The following is a 19,783-nucleotide window of genomic DNA, read 5'->3' on the forward strand; positions in this document are numbered from 1 at the left end:
CCCGTTCCCTAGCCGTTCCCCATTCACCTAGCCGTTTCCATCACCCAGCCGTTCCCATTTCCCCAGCCGTTCAGCCCCGGAAGGACCACACCATGAGCCTTGCCCCTAGTTCAGCCGACCTCGAGGCAGCCGCCGCCGTGGACCCCTCGGACCTGATCTCCTTCGACTCCCTCCTCAGCACCGAAGAGCTCGCCCTGCGCGACCGGGTCCGGGCCTTCGTCCGGGAGGAAATCAAGCCGAACATCGCCCAGTGGTACGACCAGGCCAGGTTCCCGATCGAAATCGTGCCGGAAATGGCCAAACTCGGCCTGCTTGGCATGCATCTCAAGGGCTACGGCTGCGCCGGCGGAACCGCCGTCGAGTACGGCCTTGCCGCCGCCGAACTTGAAGCCGGCGACTCCGGGATCCGCACCTTCGTGTCGGTCCAGGGGTCCCTCGCCATGTCCGCCATCGCCAAGCACGGTTCCGAGGAGCAAAAACAGGAGTGGCTCCCGCGGATGGCCGCGGGCGAGGCAATCGGATGCTTTGGTCTCACTGAGCCCACCGCCGGATCAGACCCCTCGGCCATGACCACCTTCGCCCGCCGGGACGGCCAAGACTGGGTCCTGAACGGCACCAAGCGGTGGATCGGACTCGCCAACGTCGCCCAGGTGGCCGTGATCTGGGCCCAGACCGACGACGGCGTGCGCGGCTTCGTCGTGCCCACCGGCACTCCCGGCTTCACCGCCACCCCGATCGAGCAGAAACTCTCGATGCGCGCCTCGATCCAGTGCGAAATATCGCTGGAGAACGTGCGCCTGCCCGGTGACGCGGTCCTGCCCGGGGCCGCCGGACTCAAGGGCCCGTTCGCGTGCCTGAACGAGGCACGCTACGGCATTGCCTGGGGCACCATGGGAGCGGCACGCGACGCCTTCGAGGACGCGCTGGCCTACTCCACGGAGCGCCTGCAGTTCGGCCGCCCGCTCGCCGGGTACCAGCTCACCCAGCAGAAGCTCGTGAACATGGCCCTGGAGATCAACAAGGGATTTCTGCTGGCCCTGCACCTGGGCCGGCTCAAAGACGCCGGAAAACTCCAGCCCCACCAGATCAGCGTGGGCAAGCTCAACAACTGCCGCGAGGCGATCGAAATCTGCCGCGAGGCCCGGACCATCCTTGGCGGCAACGGCATCACCCTTGTCTACTCACCGCTGCGCCACGCCAACAACCTCGAGTCGGTGCGCACCTACGAAGGCACCGACGAGGTCCACACCCTCATCCTGGGCCAGAAGCTGACGGGCGTGGGCGCATTCCGCTGAGTGCTGCGGCGGGGCCGTGGCGGCCGGTCCGGACGGCGCGGTCTACGTGACCCGCTGCGTGTGGGGAGGCGGGATATTCGTCCTTCCCCCGGGAGCCACCGCCCCGGAACGGTCTCGGTCATCCTCCCGACGCCTTGCGGTGACACCGGACGGCCGAAAGAGGCTCCCTCATGGCGGGCGGAGCCGCCGCCGTTCTTGCGGTCCTCGTGATAATTGGATTCTTACTCCGCCGCAGAACCACGCGGTAGGAGGCTACAGGCGCGTGGTGCGGGCGGCTGCGTTGGTGCTCGACGCCGGACCCGGGGTTCGGCTGTTCTCGGCATGTGTGCCCGCGCGGTCGTCAGGGGCCGATGGGTGCGCCGCCGGGCGAGGCTGTTCAGAAGATACGAGCCGGCGGTCGCTGTTGCTTCGAACCAGGGTTCTGCGTTTCATGGCCTTGCCATCCTTGTGGTGGGTGCGAGTGATGGGTCGAATAACGGGGCGCCCGTGAGCCGGCGCTGCGGGCTTCCGCACCGGACCCTGAGAGTGGGATCGAGCTCTTGCACGAGTTTCCACAGGGTCTGTGTGCCCCCGAGAGAGGGCATGATCTCGCCCTGCTGCAGGTAGCGGAACGGCTCCGGGTCGCCGTCCGGCCGCCACCAGCCGCTGGCGGGTGCATGGCCGGTAGTTGCGCTGACTGAGGAGTCGTGCGGGCGTTTTGACTGGAGTGGCATGGGGCTTCTTCTTTCAGTCCTGCGGCCCAGGTTGCAGGCAGCCGAAGTGGTTTATGGGTGAGGAACAGACCGTCCACTGAGCGTAGGCACCCCTGTGACGCCCGTCACCGTGCAGAACGTCAAGACTTGCGTCGTTGTTTGTATCAACCGCCAATCTCAGAGGCTGGGACAGGTTTTCAGGGCCCGGTATGCCGCCGTCAGTTTCGGCTCAACACGCGGCTGACCGGAGACGACTCCGTTGGGCGGAACTCAGCGGGCTCATTCGCGGGCTGGTCATTGTCCGTTGTGTTCAAAGAAGGGGCGGAAGCTCGTGCGAATCATCCATAGGCTTAGGGGGTGGCGCCCCTCACACTGGGCAGGAATCGTGTTCGGCATCACAACCCCCCAAAGCTTAGGAATAGCGATATGCAAGATCCCGTAACCCTCGCTGCACCACCACCGGTCGCCACCGGCGAATCCCGGAAGGCGGGCCAGGCGCCGTCCGCCCACGCGACCCTCCGTCCGCGGCACCTGACCATGATCGCGCTGGGTGGCATCATCGGCGCGAGTCTCTTCGTGGGCTCCGGCTCCGTGATTCGTTCGGTGGGCCCCGCGGCACTGATTTCGTACGCAATCGGCGGAGCGCTCGTCATCCTCGTCATGCGCATGCTGGGCGAGATGTCCGCGAACCGTCCGGTGGTCGGCTCGTTTATGGAGTATGCCCGGGACGGACTGGGCGAGTGGGCCGGATTCACCATCGGCTGGCTCTACTGGTACTTCTGGGTCGGGGTGGTCGCCTTTGAGGCGGTCATCGTGGGGCGGATCCTGAACGAGTGGATTCCCATGATCCCGGACTGGAGCTTTGCGCTGGCCGGCATCCTGCTGCTGACCATGAGCAACCTCATGTCCCTGCGCTCGTTCGGCGAAACGGAGTTCTGGCTCGCGTCGATCAAGGTCTCCGCCATCATCGTGTTCCTCATCTTCGGCACCCTCTACGTCCTGGGCCTGCTGCCGAATTCGACCGGATCCGTCGGGAACCTGACCGTGCACGGCTTCATGCCCCACGGCTGGACAGCGGTCCTGAACGGCGTCGCCGTCGTGGTCTTCAGCTACTTCGGCACCGAGATCGTCACCATGGCCGCGGCAGAATCAGAGCAGCCGGCCAAGGCCGTCGCCAAGGCCACGAACACCATCGTGTGGCGCATCGTCTTCTTCTACATCGGCTCGGTCGCGATCCTGCTTATGGTGGTCCCCTGGGACGAACTTCCCTCCCAGACGAGCCCCTTCGCGTTCGCGTTTGGCCGCTTCGGCCTCCCGGCCGCCGACCAGATCATGAACGCCGTCGTGCTCACCGCGGCACTGTCGGTGCTCAACTCGGGCCTGTACTCCGGCTCCCGGATGCTTTTCGCCCTCTCCAAGCACGGCTACGCGCCCCGCTGGGTGGAGGACCGCAACCGCTCCGGCGTGCCGTGGAAGGCAATCCTGCTCTCGACCGTGGTGGGCTACGTCGCGATCGCTGCCAACTACGTGGCGCCGAAGGTCATCTTCGACTTCATCATGAACTCCGCAGGACTCGTCGCAATGTTCGTGTACGGGTTCGTGGCACTCACCCAGTGGCGGCTGCGGAACCGCATGACCGCTGCCGAGCGGGACGGGCTCAAGCTCAAGATGTGGCTGCACCCGTGGCTCAACATCGCGGTCCTTGCCGCCGTTGTCCTCATCGTGGTCCTCATGGCCCTCGACCCCGCCAACGCCCCCCAGGTCTGGACGAGCCTCAGTGCGCTGGCGGTGCTGCTGGTCATCTACCCCTTCGTGCGGCAGCGCGTAAAACAGCGCACGTCGAGCAGCCAAGAGGCACCGCGCGTTGAGCAGCCAATAGGTTGAGCCTCTAGCAAGCAACGAATGGCCCGGTCGATTCCACGCAAGGAATCGGGCGGGCCATTCTGTTTTGTGGGGCAGCATAGCGCGGCACCGGACGAGGGTTGTGCAAGATCTGTTCCGGCGCGTTTCCGCTGCGCAAAATCTCCCGCGCCCCGGAGAAGGCTCTGCGCTACGGGTATACCGACGCGCTGGGCCCGTGGCGCGTCGCCAGGCAGGAACAGTGGCGAATTGATGCCAAAGTGCGACGGGGGCGCGGCGAGCAGGGTCACGGCGGAAATTCGGTCGACGACGCCGAACATCGTCAGGATGACGGCAGCGAACTGCAGAAACGTTCCGTTGTAGAACGCGGCAAGCCCATCGTCCACAGTGGTTAACGAGGTAGCCCGGTCGATTCCGTGCAAGGAATCGGCCGGGCCATTCTGCTGCGTGGGGGCAGGGTGCCGTGGAGCAGCCCCTGCCGCTGGAAAGTCACCCCACGTGGATGCGGGGGCGCCGGGCGGGATCAGTCTCATTCTGCCGGATGATTTCCCGCACGACCGGAGGGGTGTCGCCGCGGCCCAGGAGAAGATAACGCATCAGGTGGGCGAGGGGGTTACCTTCGGACCATTCGAAGTAGGAGTGCGGAATGACGCCGGTGGTGTCCCTGAGCGCCAGCAGAATCGCGGCCATGGCATTCGGCGCCGCCGGGCTTTCCACCCGAAGCACACGGTGGCCATCGACATCGACGCCGTGCACGTCGAGGGTCCCGCCGAAGTTGGAAGGGTCGATGATGTCGATTTCGAGGAAAATGATGTCAGCGGTCCCGGGGACAGCGTTCTGGCCCCGCTGGTCCGTTTCCTTCTCCGCATATTCCTCGGCGTCGCCGCTCTGCCGGCGGTGGGCAATCAGGTTGAGCGCCCCGTCATAGTCCAGGGAGTCGGCGATGAAGCGGCGGGCGACGTCGTCGAACCTGATGACGTCCGCGCGCAGTTCCGTGGTCCGCGCCACCCGGGAGACCAGCGAGATCGCGATGATGCCCAGGATGAAGAACGCCGAGATGGTTATTCCGTCGGGTTTCTCGATGACGTTCGCCGCCAGTGCGTAAAGCAGGATCAGTGAGAGCAGCACGAAGGCATAGCCGGCCCTGCGTTGGCCCCGGCGGAGAGCAGATATGGTGACGGCGATTGAGCCGGAGACCATCATGGCCAGGATGCCGGTGGCGTATGCGCCGGCCTGCGCGTTCACGTCAGCGTTGAAGCCGATGGTGATCAGGATGCTCACCGCGGTGTAGACGAGGACCACGGGGCGGACTGCACGCCCCCATTCCGGGGCCATACCGTAAGAAGGGAGGTAGCGCGGGACAATGTTGATCAGGCCGGCCATGGCCGATGCGCCGGCAAACCACAGGATCAGGATGCTGCTGACGTCATAGACCGTGCCCAAGGTGTTTCCGAGTTGCTCGTGTGCGAGGTAGGCCAGTGCCCGTCCGCTGGCCTCACCGCCTGGCTGGAATTTCTCGGCCGGAATCAGGACGGTGGTGACGAAGCTGCTGCCCAGGAGATAGACGCTCATGATTGCCGCGGCCGTGGTGAGCAGCCTGCGGGTGTTCCGCACCCGGGACGCCAGGCGCTCCTCGGGTGTCTTGCCTTTGGCGGCCACCAGGGGCATCATGCTGACACCGGTCTCGAATCCGGACAGGCCCAGGACCAGCAGCGGAAACGCAATCAGAGCCGGTCCCAGGAGGTCCCCGATGCTGCCGCGGGACGAAAGATCCCCGGTCCAGGTGGCCATCGCGGCGGGGTTGTTGATGACCTCGATGATGCCGGCGACGATGACGACGGCGTTCAGGACCAGGAATACTGCCACCAGCGGGATGGCAACCACCACGGCTTCGCTGAATCCGAGGAGGAAGACGCCGCCCAGTATGAGTAACAGGGCCACTGTGATGGGGACGGCCTGGCCGTGCAGGAATTCCGGGAGATAGGGATTCTCGAGCATGTGCACTGTGGCGTCTGCCGAGGAGAGGGTGATGGTGATGATCCAGGACGTGGCGACAAATCCGAGCAGGACCAGCACAAAGACCTTTCCCCGCCAGAAGGGCAGCAGGTTTTCCAGCATCGCCACCGACCCCTGGCCGTGCGGGCTCTCCTGGGCCACCCTGCGGTACATCGGCAGCATGCCCAGCAGAGTCAGGGCAACAATCAGGAGGGTCGCCAGCGGAGACAAGGCGCCCGCTGCGAGGGCTGCGATCGCCGGCAGGTAGGACAGCGTGGAGAAGTAGTCGACGCCGGTCAGGCACATGACCTTCCACCAGGCCTGCGGATTGGTGTGGTCTTCCGGGGTCTCCGGCCCGATCACCGGCTGGACACGATGCTTCAGCAACCACCGCACCAGAGGGTTTCCGGTGTCGGTCTCCGGCCGGGACCGTCGCACCTCTGCCGGGATGGTTTGGCGGCCTGTACTGCTCATCTGCGTCTCCTCATAATTCGCCGGGCGCAGCGTATTCAAATGGCCGACACCTCGGCAATTAAACCTAATCCGCGGACAAGCCTGAAATGACCGATTCCGTGAATTCTTTACGCTTTCCTAACGCCGCCGGCTCACGTCGCCTCCATCAGCTGTTGCCTCGGCAGCGGTTTCTCTTTCGGGTGTCCGGAGCGTGCTGTGGGGGTGTTCGTTCTTGTGGCGCGCTTCATCCAAGTGATGTTCCAGCTTTTCCTCCGCCTCACGCCGACGCTGCCCGACAGTGCGTAGCTGCTGCGTCGTCGGCGCTGTATGGGCATGCTGGTGCGGCCCATGGTCCTGCGTCGGCCCGTCGTGTTTCTCGCTCATATGAGCATCCTCCCATTGGAGTGATTTCGCGGGAAGACCCGGCTTGTGCTGCCGGTTAGCAGGCCGGCGAGTAGATTGTAGGCATCCGCCGCTGTCGATTGAAGAGCCCGCGGATCAGCGAGACGAGTACGTTGGGCAGGGATTCGGATGAGCCGGCCGCACCGCATAGACACTCACCAGCACATCGTTCCGCCGGGGTATGCGCGTTGGATGCACCAGAAGGGCATCCGCCCGGGTGGCCTGAGCCTGCCGTCGTGGTCGGAGCGCTCGGCGTTGAAGTTCATGGACGGGAGCGACGTGCAGACAGGGATCCTGTCCCTGTCCACTCCCGGTGTCTATCTCGGGGACGCCCTCGAAGCGCGGCGGCGGGCGCGGGAGGTCAATGAGTACACCGCCGAGGTGGTGGCCGGCCGGCCGGATCGATTCGGGTTCTTCGCGACACTTACCTTGCCGGACGTGGAAGGGGCCCTGACCGAGGCCGAGTACGCCCTCGACAGCCTGCATGCGGACGGCATTGTGCTGCTGGCCAACAATGCCGGACGCTACCTGGGCGACCCGGGCTTCGAGCCACTGCTGGAGTTCCTGCACCGCCGCCAGGCCGTGGTGTTCGTTCACCCCGGCGAGCTTCCTGCTCCGGCGGTACCGGGCATCCCCACCTTCGCCGCGGACTTCCTGCTCGATACCACCCGCGCCGCCATCAGCTTGATCCTGTCCGGTGCGATGGAGAAGTACTCTGGCATCAAGTTCCTCCTGGCCCACGCGGGCGGCTTCGCGCCGTACATCGCCTTAAGGATCCTGCTCACAATGCTTAACAACAGGGACCTGGCCCTCAGCGCGCTGGCCGCCCTGACCGATCCGAAGCAATCCATCCTCCGGCGGTTCTATTACGACCTCGCCCTGTCCGCAAGCCCGACGACGCTGCCCACCCTGCTCGAGGTCGCTGACCCCCGCCGCATCACCTACGGCACTGACTTCCCGTTCGCTCCGTCGATGGCGACCGGGCTCCTGAACACGCAATACGAGAGCTACCGGCTGGAGCCCTCGCTGCGCGCGGCGATCGACCGCGGCAATGCCGAGTCGCTCTTCCCCAGGCTGAAGCAGAGCCAAGGCTAAAACGGCTCCCGGCAACAGGCGGGACCCCGGATATCCTCCGGAGCACTAAGCCGGCAAGCCCGGACTAGCCACTGACCCCGGCCCCCGGCAGCAGCTCGGTGGCGCCCAGCGAGTCGGCGACAAAGGCGTAGTCCCAGGCCCGTTCCTTCCACTGAACGTAGCGGCCGGAGGCGCCGCCGTGGCCGCCCTCCATCTCGATCTTCATCACGATCGGCTCGCTGCCGGTGTTCAGTTCACGCAGCCGCTGCACCCACTTGGCGGGCTCCACGTAGAGCACCCTGGTGTCGTTGAACGACGTGACCGCCGCGATCTTGGGGTACGCCACCGCACGGACGTTCTCGTACGGCGTGTAGGACTTCATGTACTCGTACACGTCGCGGTCGGTGATCGGGTTGCCCCATTCCTCCCACTCCAGCGCGGAAAGCGGCAGGTTGGGATCCAGGATGGTGGTCAGGGCGTCCACAAACGGGACCGCCGCCACAATCGCCGCGTACTTCTCCGGGGCCAGGTTTGCCACCGCGCCCATCAGCAGGCCGCCCGCCGAGCCGCCCATCGCCGCGATCTGGGCCGGGTCCACCCAGCCGGACTGCGCCAGCCAGTCGGTGGCCGCGATGAAGTCCGTGAAGGTGTTCTTCTTCTGCAGCTTCTTGCCGGTGTCGTACCAGTGCCGGCCCAGTTCCCCGCCGCCGCGGATGTGCGCGATCACGAACACGATGCCCCGGTCCAACAGGGACAACCGGGGGATGCCGAAGCTCGGGTCCATGCTCATCTCATAGGAGCCGTAGCCGTAGACCAGCCCGGCCGCCGTTGAATCCTGCTTGACGGAGGCGTGGCGCAGCACGGAGAGCGGGATGCGGGTCCCGTCGGAGGCCACCGCCCACTCGCGGGTGGCGACGTAGTCCGTGGCGGAGTAGCCGCCGAGCACCGGGCTTTCCTTGCGCAGCAGCAGCTCGCCGGCGGGCTGCTCCGCAGTGGGCAGCACAAAGTCATAGACCCGGGACGGGGTGAAGTAGGAGGTGTAGCCCATCCGGATCACGGGGGCCTCGTAGTCGGAGCCGGCCACCCCTGCGGTGTAGAGCTCCTCCTCGAAGGCGGGCTCCACCGGTGCGCCCTGCTCGGGGGTACCCAGCCCGGCCAGCGGCAGGACCTGCACGCGCTCGATCGTGTCCTTGCGGATGGAGACCACCAGGTGCGTGGAGGTGACGCCGGCGCCGTTGACCCGCACCTGGTCGGAGTGCCCGACGACGGTGGTCCAGTGCTGCTCGGCGAGCGGTTTGGCGAGCTCGGCCGGGTCCACCAGGGAGACCATGGAGTTGATGGCGTCCCTGTTGTGGGTCAGGACGATCGCCTCGGCCTGGTTCCCGGCGGCGTCGGCCAGCAGGAACGGCTCGGCCTCGTAGAGGATGCGTTCGTCCCGGGAGATCACGGTGCTCAGTCCGGCGTCGAGCGCGTCGAAGCGCAGCAGCCGGGTCTCGCTGAATTCCGAGCAGCCGATGCCCAGCACCAGGTGGCGCCGGTCGGCGGAGAGCTCGAAGCCCAGCCACATGGCGACGTCGTCCTCCTGGTAGATGACCTCGTCCGACTCGACGGGGGTGCCGAGCACGTGGGCCTTGACCTGGTAGGGCCGCCAGGCGTCGTCCACCACGGTGTAGAAGATCCGGGTGCCGTCGGGGGAGAAGGAGATGCCGTAGAAGACGTTCTCGATCACGTCGGGCAGGAGCTCCCCGGTGCGCAGGTCCTTGATGCGCATGGTGAAGCGCTCGTCGCCGGCGTTGTCCACGGCGTAGGCGTAGAGGTTCCCGTCGATGGTCACGGCGGCGCCGCCGACGGCGAAGAACGGCTTGCCCTCGGCCTCGACGTTGCAGTCCAGCAGGATTTCCTCGCCCGGAACCTCGACGCCTACCTCGACGGCGGGGGGAGTCCAGTCGGCGACGCGGTCCCCGGTGTCCCGGGCCCGGACGCGGCACTGGATGCCGTATTCCTTGCCCTCCACCGAGCGGGTGTAGTACCACCAGCCGTCCTTGCGGTTGGGCACGGACAGGTCCGTCTCCTGGGTGCGGGCCTTGATCTCGCCGAAGATGGCCTCGCGCAGCGGCTCCTGGTGGGCCGTCACCGCCTCCTGGTAGGCGTTCTCGGCCTTGAGCAGGTCCACCACCTCGGCGGATTCCTTGTTCCGCAGCCACTCGTAGTTGTCCTCGAAGGCGTCGCCGTGGTGCGTGCGGACGGCGGGGATTTTCTTGGCAACGGGGGGCTGCGGGGACGGCTGAACAGGAGTTTGGGTCATGGCTCCAATCTACCGCCAGCGCACGGGGGGTCGGGCTGTGGTGGGCCGGAGCCGGCTTCGGCCCGATTCGGCAAAGAGTTATCCAAGCGTTGTGATATTTCAAGCGAGTATGTTGCCCATAAGTCCAAATGCGTGATAATAAGCTACCGCAACGAGGCGGTCGCGAGGAGGAAATCATGGAACCACACATGAACGGCCGGTCGCTTCGTAGGACGACACTTATGTTTGCGGCCACAGCGCTACTCGTTACAGGATGCCAGCCGGGTAACGCCAGCAAGCCGGAAGCGTCACCTACGTCTTCTGGCACGGCGTCGGGCACAGCTGCGGCGCCTGCCACCGAGATTCCCCATCACAAGGATGGCGGCATCATCATGGCCGACGCACTCGGTCACGGGAGTGACCATCCGGTGGACATGTCGCCGCAGCAGATCTATACGGTCGGTGAACAGGCCGTCTTTGCGATCGAGGGGCGCCGGCCGGACGACTTCACAGGGTTTGGCACGGGGTTCCTGGTGGACAAGGAAGGGGGGATGGGTGTCACCAACGCGCACGTCGTCGAGGGACTTGCCGCGATCTCCGGCCGGTTCAACTCCGGCGAGAAGGCGGCTCTTCATGTCATAGCTTCGGACCCTTGCTCGGACCTTGCCGTCGTGCACTTCTCCTCCCCGCTGCCGGAAAAGTCCGAGCCTGTCATCGTCGGCAACTCGGCCGATGTCAAGCCCGGCGACACCGTCACGGTTCTTGGCTACCCCAGTACTCTGACCCAGAGCCCGTCGGAGCAGAAACTGCTCATCACCTCTGGCCTCGTTAACGCTACGAATGTGGTGGCGCGAGGCCCGGGAATACCCGAGTACAAGGACACGGTCCAGCACGGGGCGGCCATCAACCCCGGCAATTCGGGAGGCCCCTTACTCGACCATCACGGCCGCGTGGTGGGGATCAACACCCTGACCAATCTCGGAGCGGCGGACGCGCCCGTGCAGGGCCAGTTCTATTCCATCGCGATCGACTCGGCCAAACGGGAGATCGTGGACAAGCTGCTCAAGGGTGAGTCCCCCAACAACATGGGATGGGCGGTCGAGGAGTATTACCCCGGCTACTTCAGGGCCCTGGACCGCGTCAAGGGCCCTGCGCTGGATGAGAAGCTGGCAGCGGCAGGAGTGCACGGCGGCCTGTACGTCAAGGCCGTGACCCCGGGTTCGGGGGCCAGTAAGGCTGGAATCGAGTCCGGCATGCTGGTGACGAAGTTCCAGAACGCGTCGACCTACACCATCTCCGAGATGTGCGCTATTTCCGAGTCCATTCTCCCTGGCGCAGTGGCCGAGGTCGAAGGGTTGTATCTTCTCTCGGATCCCTCAAAATTCAGCACACCGTTTAAGACAGAGTTCGTCATTCCGGGTAAGCACTGACAGGGGCCGCACTGAGACACGCTGCGCTGACAACGACTCTGAATGTCGCCCAGCCGGGGGTACCCCGGCTGGGCGTCTGTCGGCGGCGTCCCAGTCACTGGGACGTGGGCTACCACCTGTTCTTCCACCACTCAAGCATCCTTGGCACATCTGCGCCTTCGGACGCCGCCCGGTACTCCATGAGCGACTCCTCGTCGTTCCAGATCAAGTAGTTCTCACCGTCCCTGGAGGCACCCAGGATCCGTCCCTTGACTGTCTTGTCCCCGCGCACCCAGTCCTGCCAGCCCGGCGGATTCTCGGGTGTGCGTTCGGCTGCGCCGTATTGTTTGACGAGATCATCAAACGCCGTGGTCATCACGTCGACGGTGGCGTAGCCGTAGACGGAAATCTGCGGTTTCTCCAACGAGTTGAAGCCGCTGTCGGCGGGCGGGTCGCAAACGAGTCCGTAGCTGGCTGCCACCAGGTTTTTGTTGGGCGCACAGCTGTCCGGGGCCACCTGCCCCCGCGAGACCGCCTGGGTGAGCAGGTTGCATTCGCCGTCCGACAGTCTCGGCCGTGTTTCGCCAGCGCACTTCCTGGATTCCGGCGCCTGGGAAGTAGTGGGGGACAGCGGAGTCTGCGGGGGAGGGAAACCGCCCGCCAGCGCGATCGCTGTCCCGAGCAGCACTACCGCCGCACTCACGCCCCCACTGATCAGGGTCCGCTTGGAGAGCCGCAATGGCTTTCTGCCGCGTGGAGGGGCGGCTGGATCATCTGCAGGCTGATGTCCGACGGCGGCGCCCGGCTGACCGGCGCCCGAACCGTCACCAACACCGCCGCCCGCGCGAAGTCTGGCGTCTGCCCATTCGTCTGCGCTTTCTTCAGCGCCGCGTATCAGCCCGCCCGACGCCGGTGCCTCCAGTGCCCCGACGCTGGTGATCTGTTTGGGATCCCCCATCAGCCCCAGTTTCATCGGCAGGATTTCCCCGAGCCGGGCCTGGAGCGCCGGGATGTGGCTGGACCCGCCGGTGAGGTAGACCCGGTGGAGTTGCTGGGCCGAGGGCAGTGCCTCCTGGATGACCCGCTGGACAAGTTCCACGGCACGGCGGATCTGGCCGTCAATCAGTTGCTCGAACTCCGCGCGGGTCACGGTGCAGACCCACTCGTGCCCACCCGAGCGGACACCGATGGGGGCCGCCCCGTGGAAGCTCAGGGCATGCTTGGCCTCCCGCACCTGGTCTTTCAGTGCGGCCTTGTCGGCACTGGAACGCTCTGAAGCCAGGCCCTGCAGGAGCTCCGTCTTTCCCTCCGCGGCGAGCTGCGCGTAAACCCAGTTTTCCAGCTGTGCATCGAAGTCGTGCCCGCCCAGGGGGTCGATGCCGGCGGAGGCCACCACGCGAAAGGCCCGCACACCGGCGGTTTCGGCGAATTCCAGCACCGCGGCGTCACAGGTGCCGCCGCCGAAATCCAGCACGGCCACGTGCGCACCCACGCCGACGTCGGAGCCGGCCGCATAGTGCCAGCCCGCCGCAATGGGTTCAGCCATCAGGACCATGCCCTGCTCCGGGATGCCGGCCTTCACCGCAGCCGCGGCCAGGCGGCCCTTCAGGTATTCGTCCCAGGATTCCGGGTGGGTCAGGACCACCTCGAACGGAAATCCGCCGCCCACAAAGCGGACGGCCTGCCCGACGACGAACCGCAGTACCGCCGCGACGAGGTCGACCGGATCGAAGACGCTGTCGCCGAGCACCACAGCGTCCTCGCCGAGGCGCCGCTTGGGCGTCGGTTCGAACGCTGCGGGATAGATGCCCGCGATCTGGAGTGCGGCGTCGCCCGTCAGGATCTCACCGTTATAGGCGGCCACACACGAGGGGATGGCGTCCGAGCGTGTGCCCAGCCTGAGGACAAGAGCGCTGCCGGCTGCCGGTGCGACGGCGGCTGCCGTGTTTGAGGTCCCGAAGTCGATGGCCAATCGCCAGGGGGTTTCCTCCATGTTGGCTCCTTAGTCCACGTTCCCCCGCCCGTGAACAGCCGGGGCAGGGCACCAAAGCGAATCCCGGGCCGGAATCGCCGGCCCCCAACCCATAGTGTGCTCCCGCATCCGTGGATCGCGGTAGTGCCGGGCAGCCTGACTGTGGTGCGGGTCAGAGGTGGTGGAGGTGTGCCAGGCTCTCGTCGATTTCAGCGACTTGCTTGTCGATCGTGGCGACTTCCCGTTTGAGTCCCTCGATGCGCTGCTGCGACTCCTCGGCTGAGAGCCGTTCCTGGGCCTGGCTCTCCTGGATGAGCTGCTGGAGCCCGGCCAAAGATTCCTGCAGCTGGGTGCGGTACGTGACCACCAGCTCGGGTTTGAGCCGGCGTACCCGGGCGTCCAGATAGTCCCCAATCACCGCGCGTTCCAGCTGGGCGAGCCGGGGAATCTCCGCCTGCAGCCGGGTCCGCTCCAGGACGTTTTGGCGGTAGTACCGGTTGAAGGCAAACCAGCCGCCGGCTCCCGCCAGTGCCAGCGGGACGGCGGCGCCCGTCACGGCGACACCGAGGAGACCGGCGATCGAGGTCCCGATGCTGGATCCCATCACCACGGACATCACCACGGTGGGATCGAAACCGGCCCCGCGCCGCTCGCTGCCCAGGTGCGGCTGGTCGGCGGGGGCACCGGCGGCACTAAGTAGCTCGTTGAGCACCGCCGGCAGTGGAACCTCGCGGAAGAATCCGTGCGTGAGGACGGCCAGCCGCTCCTCGGCTTCCGCGATGAGGTCGGCACGCAAAGCCAAAAGTTCAGCGATCATGTCGCTGCTGAGTTGACGCATCCTTTTCTGGTCCCGGAGTCCCCGGGCGGCCTGGATCCGGTTCCGCCACAGGGAGATCCAGTCGTCAAACGCCGCAGCGGCGCTGCGCAGGACGCCCGCGCGGAGCTCCCCAAGGTCCCTTTCCAGGTCCAGGGACCAGCGCTGCTGCTCCTCCTTCAGCTCCGAGAACCGCTGGCGCTCGGCCAGCATTCCCGCCCGGGTTTCTGCCGGGGCGTCGGCCACGGCCAGTTGGGTGAGCCGGGCCCGGCGGTAGCCATCCAGCGCCGTCCGCGCCAGGCGGAGCGCGTTGGCCGTGGGGGCCAGGCCGGCGTGGGCAAGTTCCGTCTTCAGGGCCTCCACGAAGCGGGGGAGTCCGGAGGCGGCCAGGAGTTGGTCGCGCACGGCCGGATCCGCAGCGGAGGCCGCAGCCGCGGCAGTGACGGGCGAAACGCCAAGCACAAAGGTGTCCGCGAGCCGGGGAATCCGGGCCCGGAGCAGGGCCGCGTTGCCGGCGGCGACGTCCTGCCAGGATCCCGGGAAGAGGTCAGTCTTGGTGATGACTATGCCCAGCGATTCCACCTGGGCAGAGCATTGTTCCAGGTAGGCCAGCTCGCCGCTGGACAGAAGGGCGCCGGCGTCGGTGACAAAAACGGCGAGCGAAGCGGCTTCCAGGATTCTCAGGTTCAGCTGCGACTGTGGCGCGTCCAGGCCTCCCGGGCTCGGGGCGTCGAGCAGGACCGCGTCACCGAGCAGCCCCTTTCCTCCGTCCGTGGCCGGCGTGACCAGACGGTAGAGGGCCTCTCCTGCCGCGTCGGAATCCCGGCGCTCCAGATCGGGTGCCAGCAGGTTGACCAGTGAGGTCTTCCCCCGGCCGCTCTCGCCGAGAAAGACGACGACGGGAGCGGGGCTGGCGTCCGTGGCCTGCCGGATTGCCCGGTCGGCGGCGTCGGGAAATCCGACCGAGCGCAGCAGGCGGGTTGAGGTGCTGAGCACGGCCCTGGCCGAGGCCAAGGCGGCAAGCTGCGGCACCTCAGTATTGGACGTCATCGCCGTCGCCTGGAGCCTCGTCCCCGGAGGACCAGCCGTCGGAGCCGGACTCGTCGCCGTCGAACGACGGATCCGGCGTGGCCGCGAAGTCGTAGGCCGGTGCCCCGTCCCCGCCGGGATCATCGCCGTCGTCGTCGGGATCATCCCCGTCGTCGTCGCCGGCGTCGAAGTCTGCGTCAGGCTCGATTCCGACGGCGGCCGAGGCGGCGGCGGGGGAGGCGCCGTCCGGGCCGTCGTCTTGGTCCCCGGCGGCGAAGGCGGCCTCCAAAGCGCGTTCCCAGACGGCGGCCGGCGGTCCTTCGGGAACCAGCAGCATTTCTTTCAGCGAGATTTCAGGGACTTCGTGGCTCATTTTCCTCTACCTCCTGTGTAAGGGTGGTCGAACATTTTGTGCGGGTCTATAGTGGCCCTAATATCGGCTAGTGCGGGGGGCACGGCGACCAGAACCCGAGCGGGGGACGCATGGACGCGACCGTGGCCCAGAGGCAGCTGTTGGATGCCGCAATCAGGGGCGATGAAAAGGCTTTTGAGGCCCTGGTGACTGAGTCCCGGACCATGATCTGGTCCGTCTGCCTGCGGATCACCGGGAACACCTACGACGCCGAGGACGCCCTGCAGGACACCCTGCTGGCTGCGTGGCGCGGGATGGGGAATTTCCGCCGCGAGTCCGGCTTCGGGACCTGGGTCTACAAGATTGCGGCCAACGCGGCGTTGACCATTGTCCGGGCCAGAAAGAGCACCGAGGTCGAGGTGGACGAGACGTACTCCCCGGAACGCGACTTCGCCGAAAGGCTCGCGGAAGCTGACCTCGTCCAGCAGGCGATGAAGACCATGCCGGCGGATTTCCGGGTGGCCCTGGTGCTGCGGGAGCTGTGTGACTTCACCTATGCGCAGATCGCCGATTACCAGGGCGTGGGCGTCCCGACGGTGAAGACCAGGATCAGCCGGGCGCGGCAGGCCTTCGAGGCCGCCGTGACCTCCGGTGTTGCCTGACCTCCCGCCCGTCATGGCCGGCTCCCGGTAGCTCCGGAGCGGATCAGCAGGGAACGGGCAATGACCCTGGCCGCACGGGCTTCGGCGCCCGTTGATGCCGTGCCAACCATCGACTGGTAATGGGCGGCCAGCCCCAGGTAGCCGCTGCTTCCGGAAATGTCCGGCAGAACTCCGTCCAGTTCCGGATCATCCCGGGTAAGGCCCTGCAGCACCGCCACCATTTCATGCCCGGGGGCGTCCGCTTTCAGCAGGTCCAGCGCGGCTTCCTCGTGCAGGCGGTGAAAGGCGGGTGCGTGCCGCGCCCCTTCGATCAGGCGCCGCGCGTCGGCGGGCCAGGACCGGGAGCGCGCTGCAGCAAGGAGGCCGGTGAGCATCCCGTCCACGCGGGCACTTTCCGTCGGGCCGATCACCGCCGACTGCAGGGTCCGTTCCAGCGCCGCCAGTCCGGACCGTTCGTGCAGCCACCGGGTGAGCTGCCCGGCAGATCCGCACTGCTCCCTTCCATATCTGATTCCGTACGTGCCAATCAGTCCGGTGAGCCGCCGGAAATCCTCCCCGGACACCTCCGGGGGAGCGCCCAGCTGGTCGGCGAACTGGAGACGCAGATCGTCCGCGCCCTGCAGCAGGCGGAGGTTCCGCACGTCCTGTTCACGCAGCGCCCCGGTCTGCACCGTTTCGGCGAGCAGGGCCGAGACGGGAAGCACGGCGGTGAGCTGCGGCATCCTGCCGGCGAGTTCGGCTGCGGCTGCTCGGGCCTGGCCCACCGGCTCCGCGCCGTGCCACGGGCCGCCGCCAAAGTTGTCGGCGTGAGCCACGAGACCAACAACGGTGGATCGCCCCGGTCCGGCGCCGGGCCGGGCCTTGAACCGGGCAATGAATTCCTCATCGTCCGGGCGGAAGGAGTCCCGGACCAGGTAGAGCAGCGCGTCGGGGCCGTCCGCATCTGCGCCCCCCAGCATCCGGGCCTCCGTCCGGCGCGAATTGTCCGTCGCCGCCGAGCCCAGCCCGGGGGTGTCCACGATTGTGGCGGGCCGCAGCACGGCCGCCTGCACGTGGACCTGCAGGTAATCGATGGTCTCGGGCGGGATATTTTCCAGGGCCGGCCCGGATCCGGTGAGCGGTACCGGCACCACATCCCCGGTGTCCAGCACGGCTTCGGCGCGGGCCGGCGAACCGTAGACGTAGAGGCACAGCAACGCGGTGGTTTCCTGGGTCGAGGTGGGCGCCAGCTTGGCGCTGATCAGGCTGTTCACCAACGTCGACTTGCCCGTGTTCACCCGGCCCGTCACTGCCACCACGGCAGGACGCCGGAGCGCGGTCCGGAAATCGTCCATGACCCGTCCGCCGGACAGCCCCAGTAAGGCGTCGACGTCGTCCAGCAACTGCTCCGCGCTGGAGCGAAGGCCTGAATAGCCGTCTAGAGCATTCATGGCCGTACCCCTTTTCTGTGGACGTCTTTGTCCGTTTGATGCTGGCGGTGGGGCAAATGTTCCCGGAAGATCAATTTTTCTTTTTGGGAACTTTTCGGGGGCCCGGGGCCTCTAATCATCATCAGCAAAACAGGGAGCAAGAGCTTCCAGAACCTAAGGAGAAACATCATGGAACCGGTAATCTTTTTCGATGTAGTCGATGACGTTGTGGGCACGGGCGCCACGGGCAATATGGGGTTCTTCGATACGGACTCTATCTACGGCTATGACACCATAGTGTTTGACGCATTCGGCGACGGGGATTTCAGCTCAGCCTACGATTGGGGAGCTCAGATGCTCCCCAACGGGGACGTTGTGGTGGTATACAACTCCTAAATCTGCAACGTGGAGGAGCAGAGGTGCAAGATGCACCTCTGCTCCTTTTTGTGCGAAGGAGGGTCCCGGCCTTGGGTGGCCTTGTGGTTGCCGGGCCGCCCGGCCATCCCCGCAATCCATGCGTATTTTCGGGAACTTTCCGGCTGCCCCGACCCTCTAATAGTCATCAGCAAATGAATCCGGAAGCCCCGCTTCCCCATCAGTAGGAGTGCATCATGTCGCTGGAGGCCTTTACATTCATCGATACCAACGGCGACGGCCGGGGCGACGTCGGTGGCGCCGACCTCAGGGGCGGCGACGGCATCTTCGATACCTATGCCTTCGATATCGACTTCAACGGCGTGATCGATCACTACGCGGCAGACGCCAATCAAGACGGTTGCTTGGAGGTTGTCATCGGTGACAACAACGAGGACGGATACTTCGGTGCCAGGTTCTGGGATTCCAATGGCGACGGCGTCATCGACAGTTCGGCTCAGACCGTCGAGGACGGCGGCAAGTACGGGGGACCGACGGTGGTCGGCCCGGCCACAGACCCGGGGCCTGAACTGACTCTGATCTACGCCGGGTACAGGGCCTTCTGACCCGCGGCCCTCCTCAGTTCCCGTTCTGCAGATTGTTGGCGGCGATGTAGTCGGCCAGGGTCCCGGAGGACAGCGCGGCGGAGACGGCGGCGGTGGCGGCGGGGTCCTGCAGGACGATGGACTGGCCGTCCCGGCTGGTCCCCACGCCGGCGGTGGGCAGTGTGAAGAACACGGCGTTGCCGGGGGCCGTGCTGCGCAGGCTGAAGGCGAGGCGTTCCAGCGTCTCCACGTTCAGCCCCGGCGACACGGTGATGTGGGGGAGGACCGTGGACACCAGCTGTTTGACGGTGTTCCGGTCCTGCAGCCCGCCTTCGGCCGCCAGTTTGGCCATCACGGCCTTGAGGAAGGTTTGCTGGTTCCGGACCCGCTGGTAGTCGCCGTCGGCGAAGGCGTGGCGCTCGCGGACGTAGGCCAGTGCCTGCAGCCCGTTGAGCCGGTTCACGCCGGCGGGAAAGTACACGTAGTCGTCGACGGTCCCCTGGAAGCCCTGCTTGATGTCCACGTCCACCCCGCCGAGGGCGTCGGTCATGGCGGCGAAGCCCTGGAAGTCCAGCATCACGGTGTGGTCGATGTGCTGGCCCAGCAGGGATTCGACGGTCTGTGTCATGAGGGGCACGCCGCCGAGTTCCAGCCCGGCGTTGACCTTGGCCGCGCCGTGGCCGGGGATGTCCACCCAGAGGTCGCGCATGATGGAGATGCCGTAGACGCTCTGCCGGTCGGCCGGGAGGTGGATGAAGACTAGGGCGTCCCCGCGCTGGTCGGACGCCTCACCGGAGGCGGCGACGGCCCGGGCGTTGGTGCGGCTGTCGCTGCCGATGAGCAGGATGTTGAGCGCGGCGGGCGGTGGCTCCGTGGTGGGGGTCGGGGTGGGCGTGGGTTCCGGGGTGGTGGCGGGTGTTGTCTCCGGGGCCGGGGCGGAGGTTTCCACCGGGGCCGCAGTTTCGGTGCGCGGCCGGTTCAGCAGGAAGGCCGCGGCGGCGACCGCGATGACCACCAGCCCGGCAACGACGGCGAGGACGATGGTGCGGCGGCGGTGCAATCCGCCCGGTGCCGCGGCGGAGCCTGCGGCTGGTCCTGCTGGTTCCGGCGACGTTCCCATGG

At 66.3% G+C, this 19,783-nt stretch carries 16 protein-coding genes; 8 read left to right on the top strand and 8 right to left on the bottom strand.

What is annotated here, in order from left to right:
- The first annotated feature begins 92 nt into the window (after positions 1-92).
- The 3 genes from AC1MFL_RS12790 to AC1MFL_RS12800 all read left to right on the top strand — a co-directional run bounded on the left by AC1MFL_RS12790 (position 93) and on the right by AC1MFL_RS12800 (position 4,242).
- Positions 93-1,295, top strand: a complete 1,203-nt coding sequence (locus tag AC1MFL_RS12790; protein WP_479810224.1) for an acyl-CoA dehydrogenase family protein — start codon at positions 93-95, stop codon at positions 1,293-1,295.
- Positions 1,296-2,413: 1,118 nt separating this feature from the next.
- A complete protein-coding gene (locus AC1MFL_RS12795; RefSeq protein ID WP_479810225.1) occupies positions 2,414-3,871 on the top strand; it encodes an amino acid permease in 1,458 nt (485 codons plus the stop codon).
- Positions 3,872-3,969: 98 nt separating this feature from the next.
- The gene (locus tag AC1MFL_RS12800; protein WP_479810226.1) at positions 3,970-4,242 is read left to right on the top strand and encodes a hypothetical protein; all 273 of its coding nucleotides are present in this window, start codon (positions 3,970-3,972) and stop codon (positions 4,240-4,242) included.
- A 94-nt stretch (positions 4,243-4,336) separates the two neighbouring features.
- On the opposite strand, the gene AC1MFL_RS12805 is transcribed toward AC1MFL_RS12800, so the two are convergent.
- Together AC1MFL_RS12805 and AC1MFL_RS12810 are read right to left on the bottom strand one after the other, a co-directional pair.
- Complete coding sequence (locus AC1MFL_RS12805; protein WP_479810227.1) at positions 4,337-6,316, bottom strand: APC family permease; 1,980 nt, start codon at positions 6,314-6,316, stop codon at positions 4,337-4,339.
- 117 nt (positions 6,317-6,433) lie between these two features.
- Entirely contained in the window at positions 6,434-6,679 is a 246-nt protein-coding gene (locus AC1MFL_RS12810) for a hypothetical protein (RefSeq protein ID WP_479810228.1), read from the bottom strand.
- A gap of 147 nt (positions 6,680-6,826) precedes the next feature.
- On the opposite strand from AC1MFL_RS12810, the gene AC1MFL_RS12815 reads away from it, so the two are divergent.
- Positions 6,827-7,792, top strand: coding sequence for an amidohydrolase family protein (locus tag AC1MFL_RS12815; protein ID WP_479810229.1), 966 nt, complete (start codon positions 6,827-6,829; stop codon positions 7,790-7,792).
- A 64-nt stretch (positions 7,793-7,856) separates the two neighbouring features.
- Here AC1MFL_RS12815 and AC1MFL_RS12820 read toward each other — a convergent pair whose 3' ends face one another.
- Positions 7,857-10,076 carry a S9 family peptidase gene (locus AC1MFL_RS12820; RefSeq protein WP_479810230.1) on the bottom strand — a complete coding sequence of 740 codons (2,220 nt, stop codon included), beginning with the start codon at positions 10,074-10,076 and terminating at the stop codon, positions 7,857-7,859.
- 371 nt (positions 10,077-10,447) lie between these two features.
- On the opposite strand from AC1MFL_RS12820, the gene AC1MFL_RS12825 reads away from it, so the two are divergent.
- Positions 10,448-11,485, top strand: a complete 1,038-nt coding sequence (locus AC1MFL_RS12825) for a S1C family serine protease (protein ID WP_479810231.1) — start codon at positions 10,448-10,450, stop codon at positions 11,483-11,485.
- A 109-nt stretch (positions 11,486-11,594) separates the two neighbouring features.
- Here the strand turns inward: AC1MFL_RS12825 and AC1MFL_RS12830 are convergent, their stop codons facing one another.
- From AC1MFL_RS12830 to AC1MFL_RS12840, 3 genes are all read right to left on the bottom strand, one after another.
- Complete coding sequence (locus AC1MFL_RS12830) at positions 11,595-13,457, bottom strand: Hsp70 family protein (protein ID WP_479810232.1); 1,863 nt, start codon at positions 13,455-13,457, stop codon at positions 11,595-11,597.
- Between the two features lie 151 nt (positions 13,458-13,608).
- Positions 13,609-15,300, bottom strand: coding sequence for a P-loop NTPase family protein (locus AC1MFL_RS12835; RefSeq protein WP_479810233.1), 1,692 nt, complete (start codon positions 15,298-15,300; stop codon positions 13,609-13,611).
- The gene (locus tag AC1MFL_RS12840) at positions 15,284-15,652 is read right to left on the bottom strand and encodes a hypothetical protein (RefSeq protein ID WP_479810234.1); all 369 of its coding nucleotides are present in this window, start codon (positions 15,650-15,652) and stop codon (positions 15,284-15,286) included. The genes AC1MFL_RS12835 and AC1MFL_RS12840 overlap by 17 nt, the downstream gene beginning before the upstream one ends.
- Before the next feature lie 122 nt (positions 15,653-15,774).
- Between AC1MFL_RS12840 and AC1MFL_RS12845 the strand changes: the two genes are divergently transcribed.
- Positions 15,775-16,293 (top strand): RNA polymerase sigma factor, encoded by a 519-nt coding sequence (locus AC1MFL_RS12845; protein ID WP_202129043.1) that lies wholly within the window; start codon positions 15,775-15,777, stop codon positions 16,291-16,293.
- 11 nt (positions 16,294-16,304) lie between these two features.
- Here the strand turns inward: AC1MFL_RS12845 and AC1MFL_RS12850 are convergent, their stop codons facing one another.
- Positions 16,305-17,723 carry a GTPase gene (locus AC1MFL_RS12850; RefSeq protein WP_479810235.1) on the bottom strand — a complete coding sequence of 473 codons (1,419 nt, stop codon included), beginning with the start codon at positions 17,721-17,723 and terminating at the stop codon, positions 16,305-16,307.
- 168 nt (positions 17,724-17,891) lie between these two features.
- Here AC1MFL_RS12850 and AC1MFL_RS12855 point away from each other — a divergent pair, with 168 nt between their 5' ends.
- Positions 17,892-18,098: a hypothetical protein gene (locus tag AC1MFL_RS12855; RefSeq protein ID WP_479810236.1), complete on the top strand. Its 207-nt coding sequence runs from the start codon at positions 17,892-17,894 to the stop codon at positions 18,096-18,098.
- 215 nt (positions 18,099-18,313) lie between these two features.
- The gene (locus AC1MFL_RS12860; protein WP_479810237.1) at positions 18,314-18,682 is read left to right on the top strand and encodes a hypothetical protein; all 369 of its coding nucleotides are present in this window, start codon (positions 18,314-18,316) and stop codon (positions 18,680-18,682) included.
- Positions 18,683-18,695: 13 nt separating this feature from the next.
- On the opposite strand, the gene AC1MFL_RS12865 is transcribed toward AC1MFL_RS12860, so the two are convergent.
- Positions 18,696-19,781 carry an LCP family protein gene (locus AC1MFL_RS12865; RefSeq protein WP_479810238.1) on the bottom strand — a complete coding sequence of 362 codons (1,086 nt, stop codon included), beginning with the start codon at positions 19,779-19,781 and terminating at the stop codon, positions 18,696-18,698.
- Positions 19,782-19,783 lie beyond the last annotated feature (2 nt).

It is taken from the genome of Arthrobacter sp. BG3 (assembly GCF_056680185.1).

What these genes read in the sequence shown, in the direction of transcription:
- AC1MFL_RS12830 (WP_479810232.1), bottom strand. Translation starts at nt 13,457, where the DNA reads ATGGAGGAAACCCCCTGGCGATTGGCCATCGACTTCGGGACCTCAAAC.
- AC1MFL_RS12810 (WP_479810228.1), bottom strand. Translation starts at nt 6,679, where the DNA reads ATGAGCGAGAAACACGACGGGCCGACGCAGGACCATGGGCCGCACCAG.
- AC1MFL_RS12835 (WP_479810233.1), bottom strand. Translation starts at nt 15,300, where the DNA reads ATGACGTCCAATACTGAGGTGCCGCAGCTTGCCGCCTTGGCCTCGGCC.
- AC1MFL_RS12865 (WP_479810238.1), bottom strand. Translation starts at nt 19,781, where the DNA reads ATGGGAACGTCGCCGGAACCAGCAGGACCAGCCGCAGGCTCCGCCGCG.
- AC1MFL_RS12860 (WP_479810237.1), top strand. Translation starts at nt 18,314, where the DNA reads ATGTCGCTGGAGGCCTTTACATTCATCGATACCAACGGCGACGGCCGG.
- AC1MFL_RS12840 (WP_479810234.1), bottom strand. Translation starts at nt 15,652, where the DNA reads ATGAGCCACGAAGTCCCTGAAATCTCGCTGAAAGAAATGCTGCTGGTT.
- AC1MFL_RS12855 (WP_479810236.1), top strand. Translation starts at nt 17,892, where the DNA reads ATGGAACCGGTAATCTTTTTCGATGTAGTCGATGACGTTGTGGGCACG.
- AC1MFL_RS12820 (WP_479810230.1), bottom strand. Translation starts at nt 10,076, where the DNA reads ATGACCCAAACTCCTGTTCAGCCGTCCCCGCAGCCCCCCGTTGCCAAG.
- AC1MFL_RS12790 (WP_479810224.1), top strand. Translation starts at nt 93, where the DNA reads ATGAGCCTTGCCCCTAGTTCAGCCGACCTCGAGGCAGCCGCCGCCGTG.
- AC1MFL_RS12850 (WP_479810235.1), bottom strand. Translation starts at nt 17,723, where the DNA reads ATGAATGCTCTAGACGGCTATTCAGGCCTTCGCTCCAGCGCGGAGCAG.
- AC1MFL_RS12825 (WP_479810231.1), top strand. Translation starts at nt 10,448, where the DNA reads ATGGCCGACGCACTCGGTCACGGGAGTGACCATCCGGTGGACATGTCG.
- AC1MFL_RS12795 (WP_479810225.1), top strand. Translation starts at nt 2,414, where the DNA reads ATGCAAGATCCCGTAACCCTCGCTGCACCACCACCGGTCGCCACCGGC.
- AC1MFL_RS12815 (WP_479810229.1), top strand. Translation starts at nt 6,827, where the DNA reads ATGAGCCGGCCGCACCGCATAGACACTCACCAGCACATCGTTCCGCCG.
- AC1MFL_RS12805 (WP_479810227.1), bottom strand. Translation starts at nt 6,316, where the DNA reads ATGAGCAGTACAGGCCGCCAAACCATCCCGGCAGAGGTGCGACGGTCC.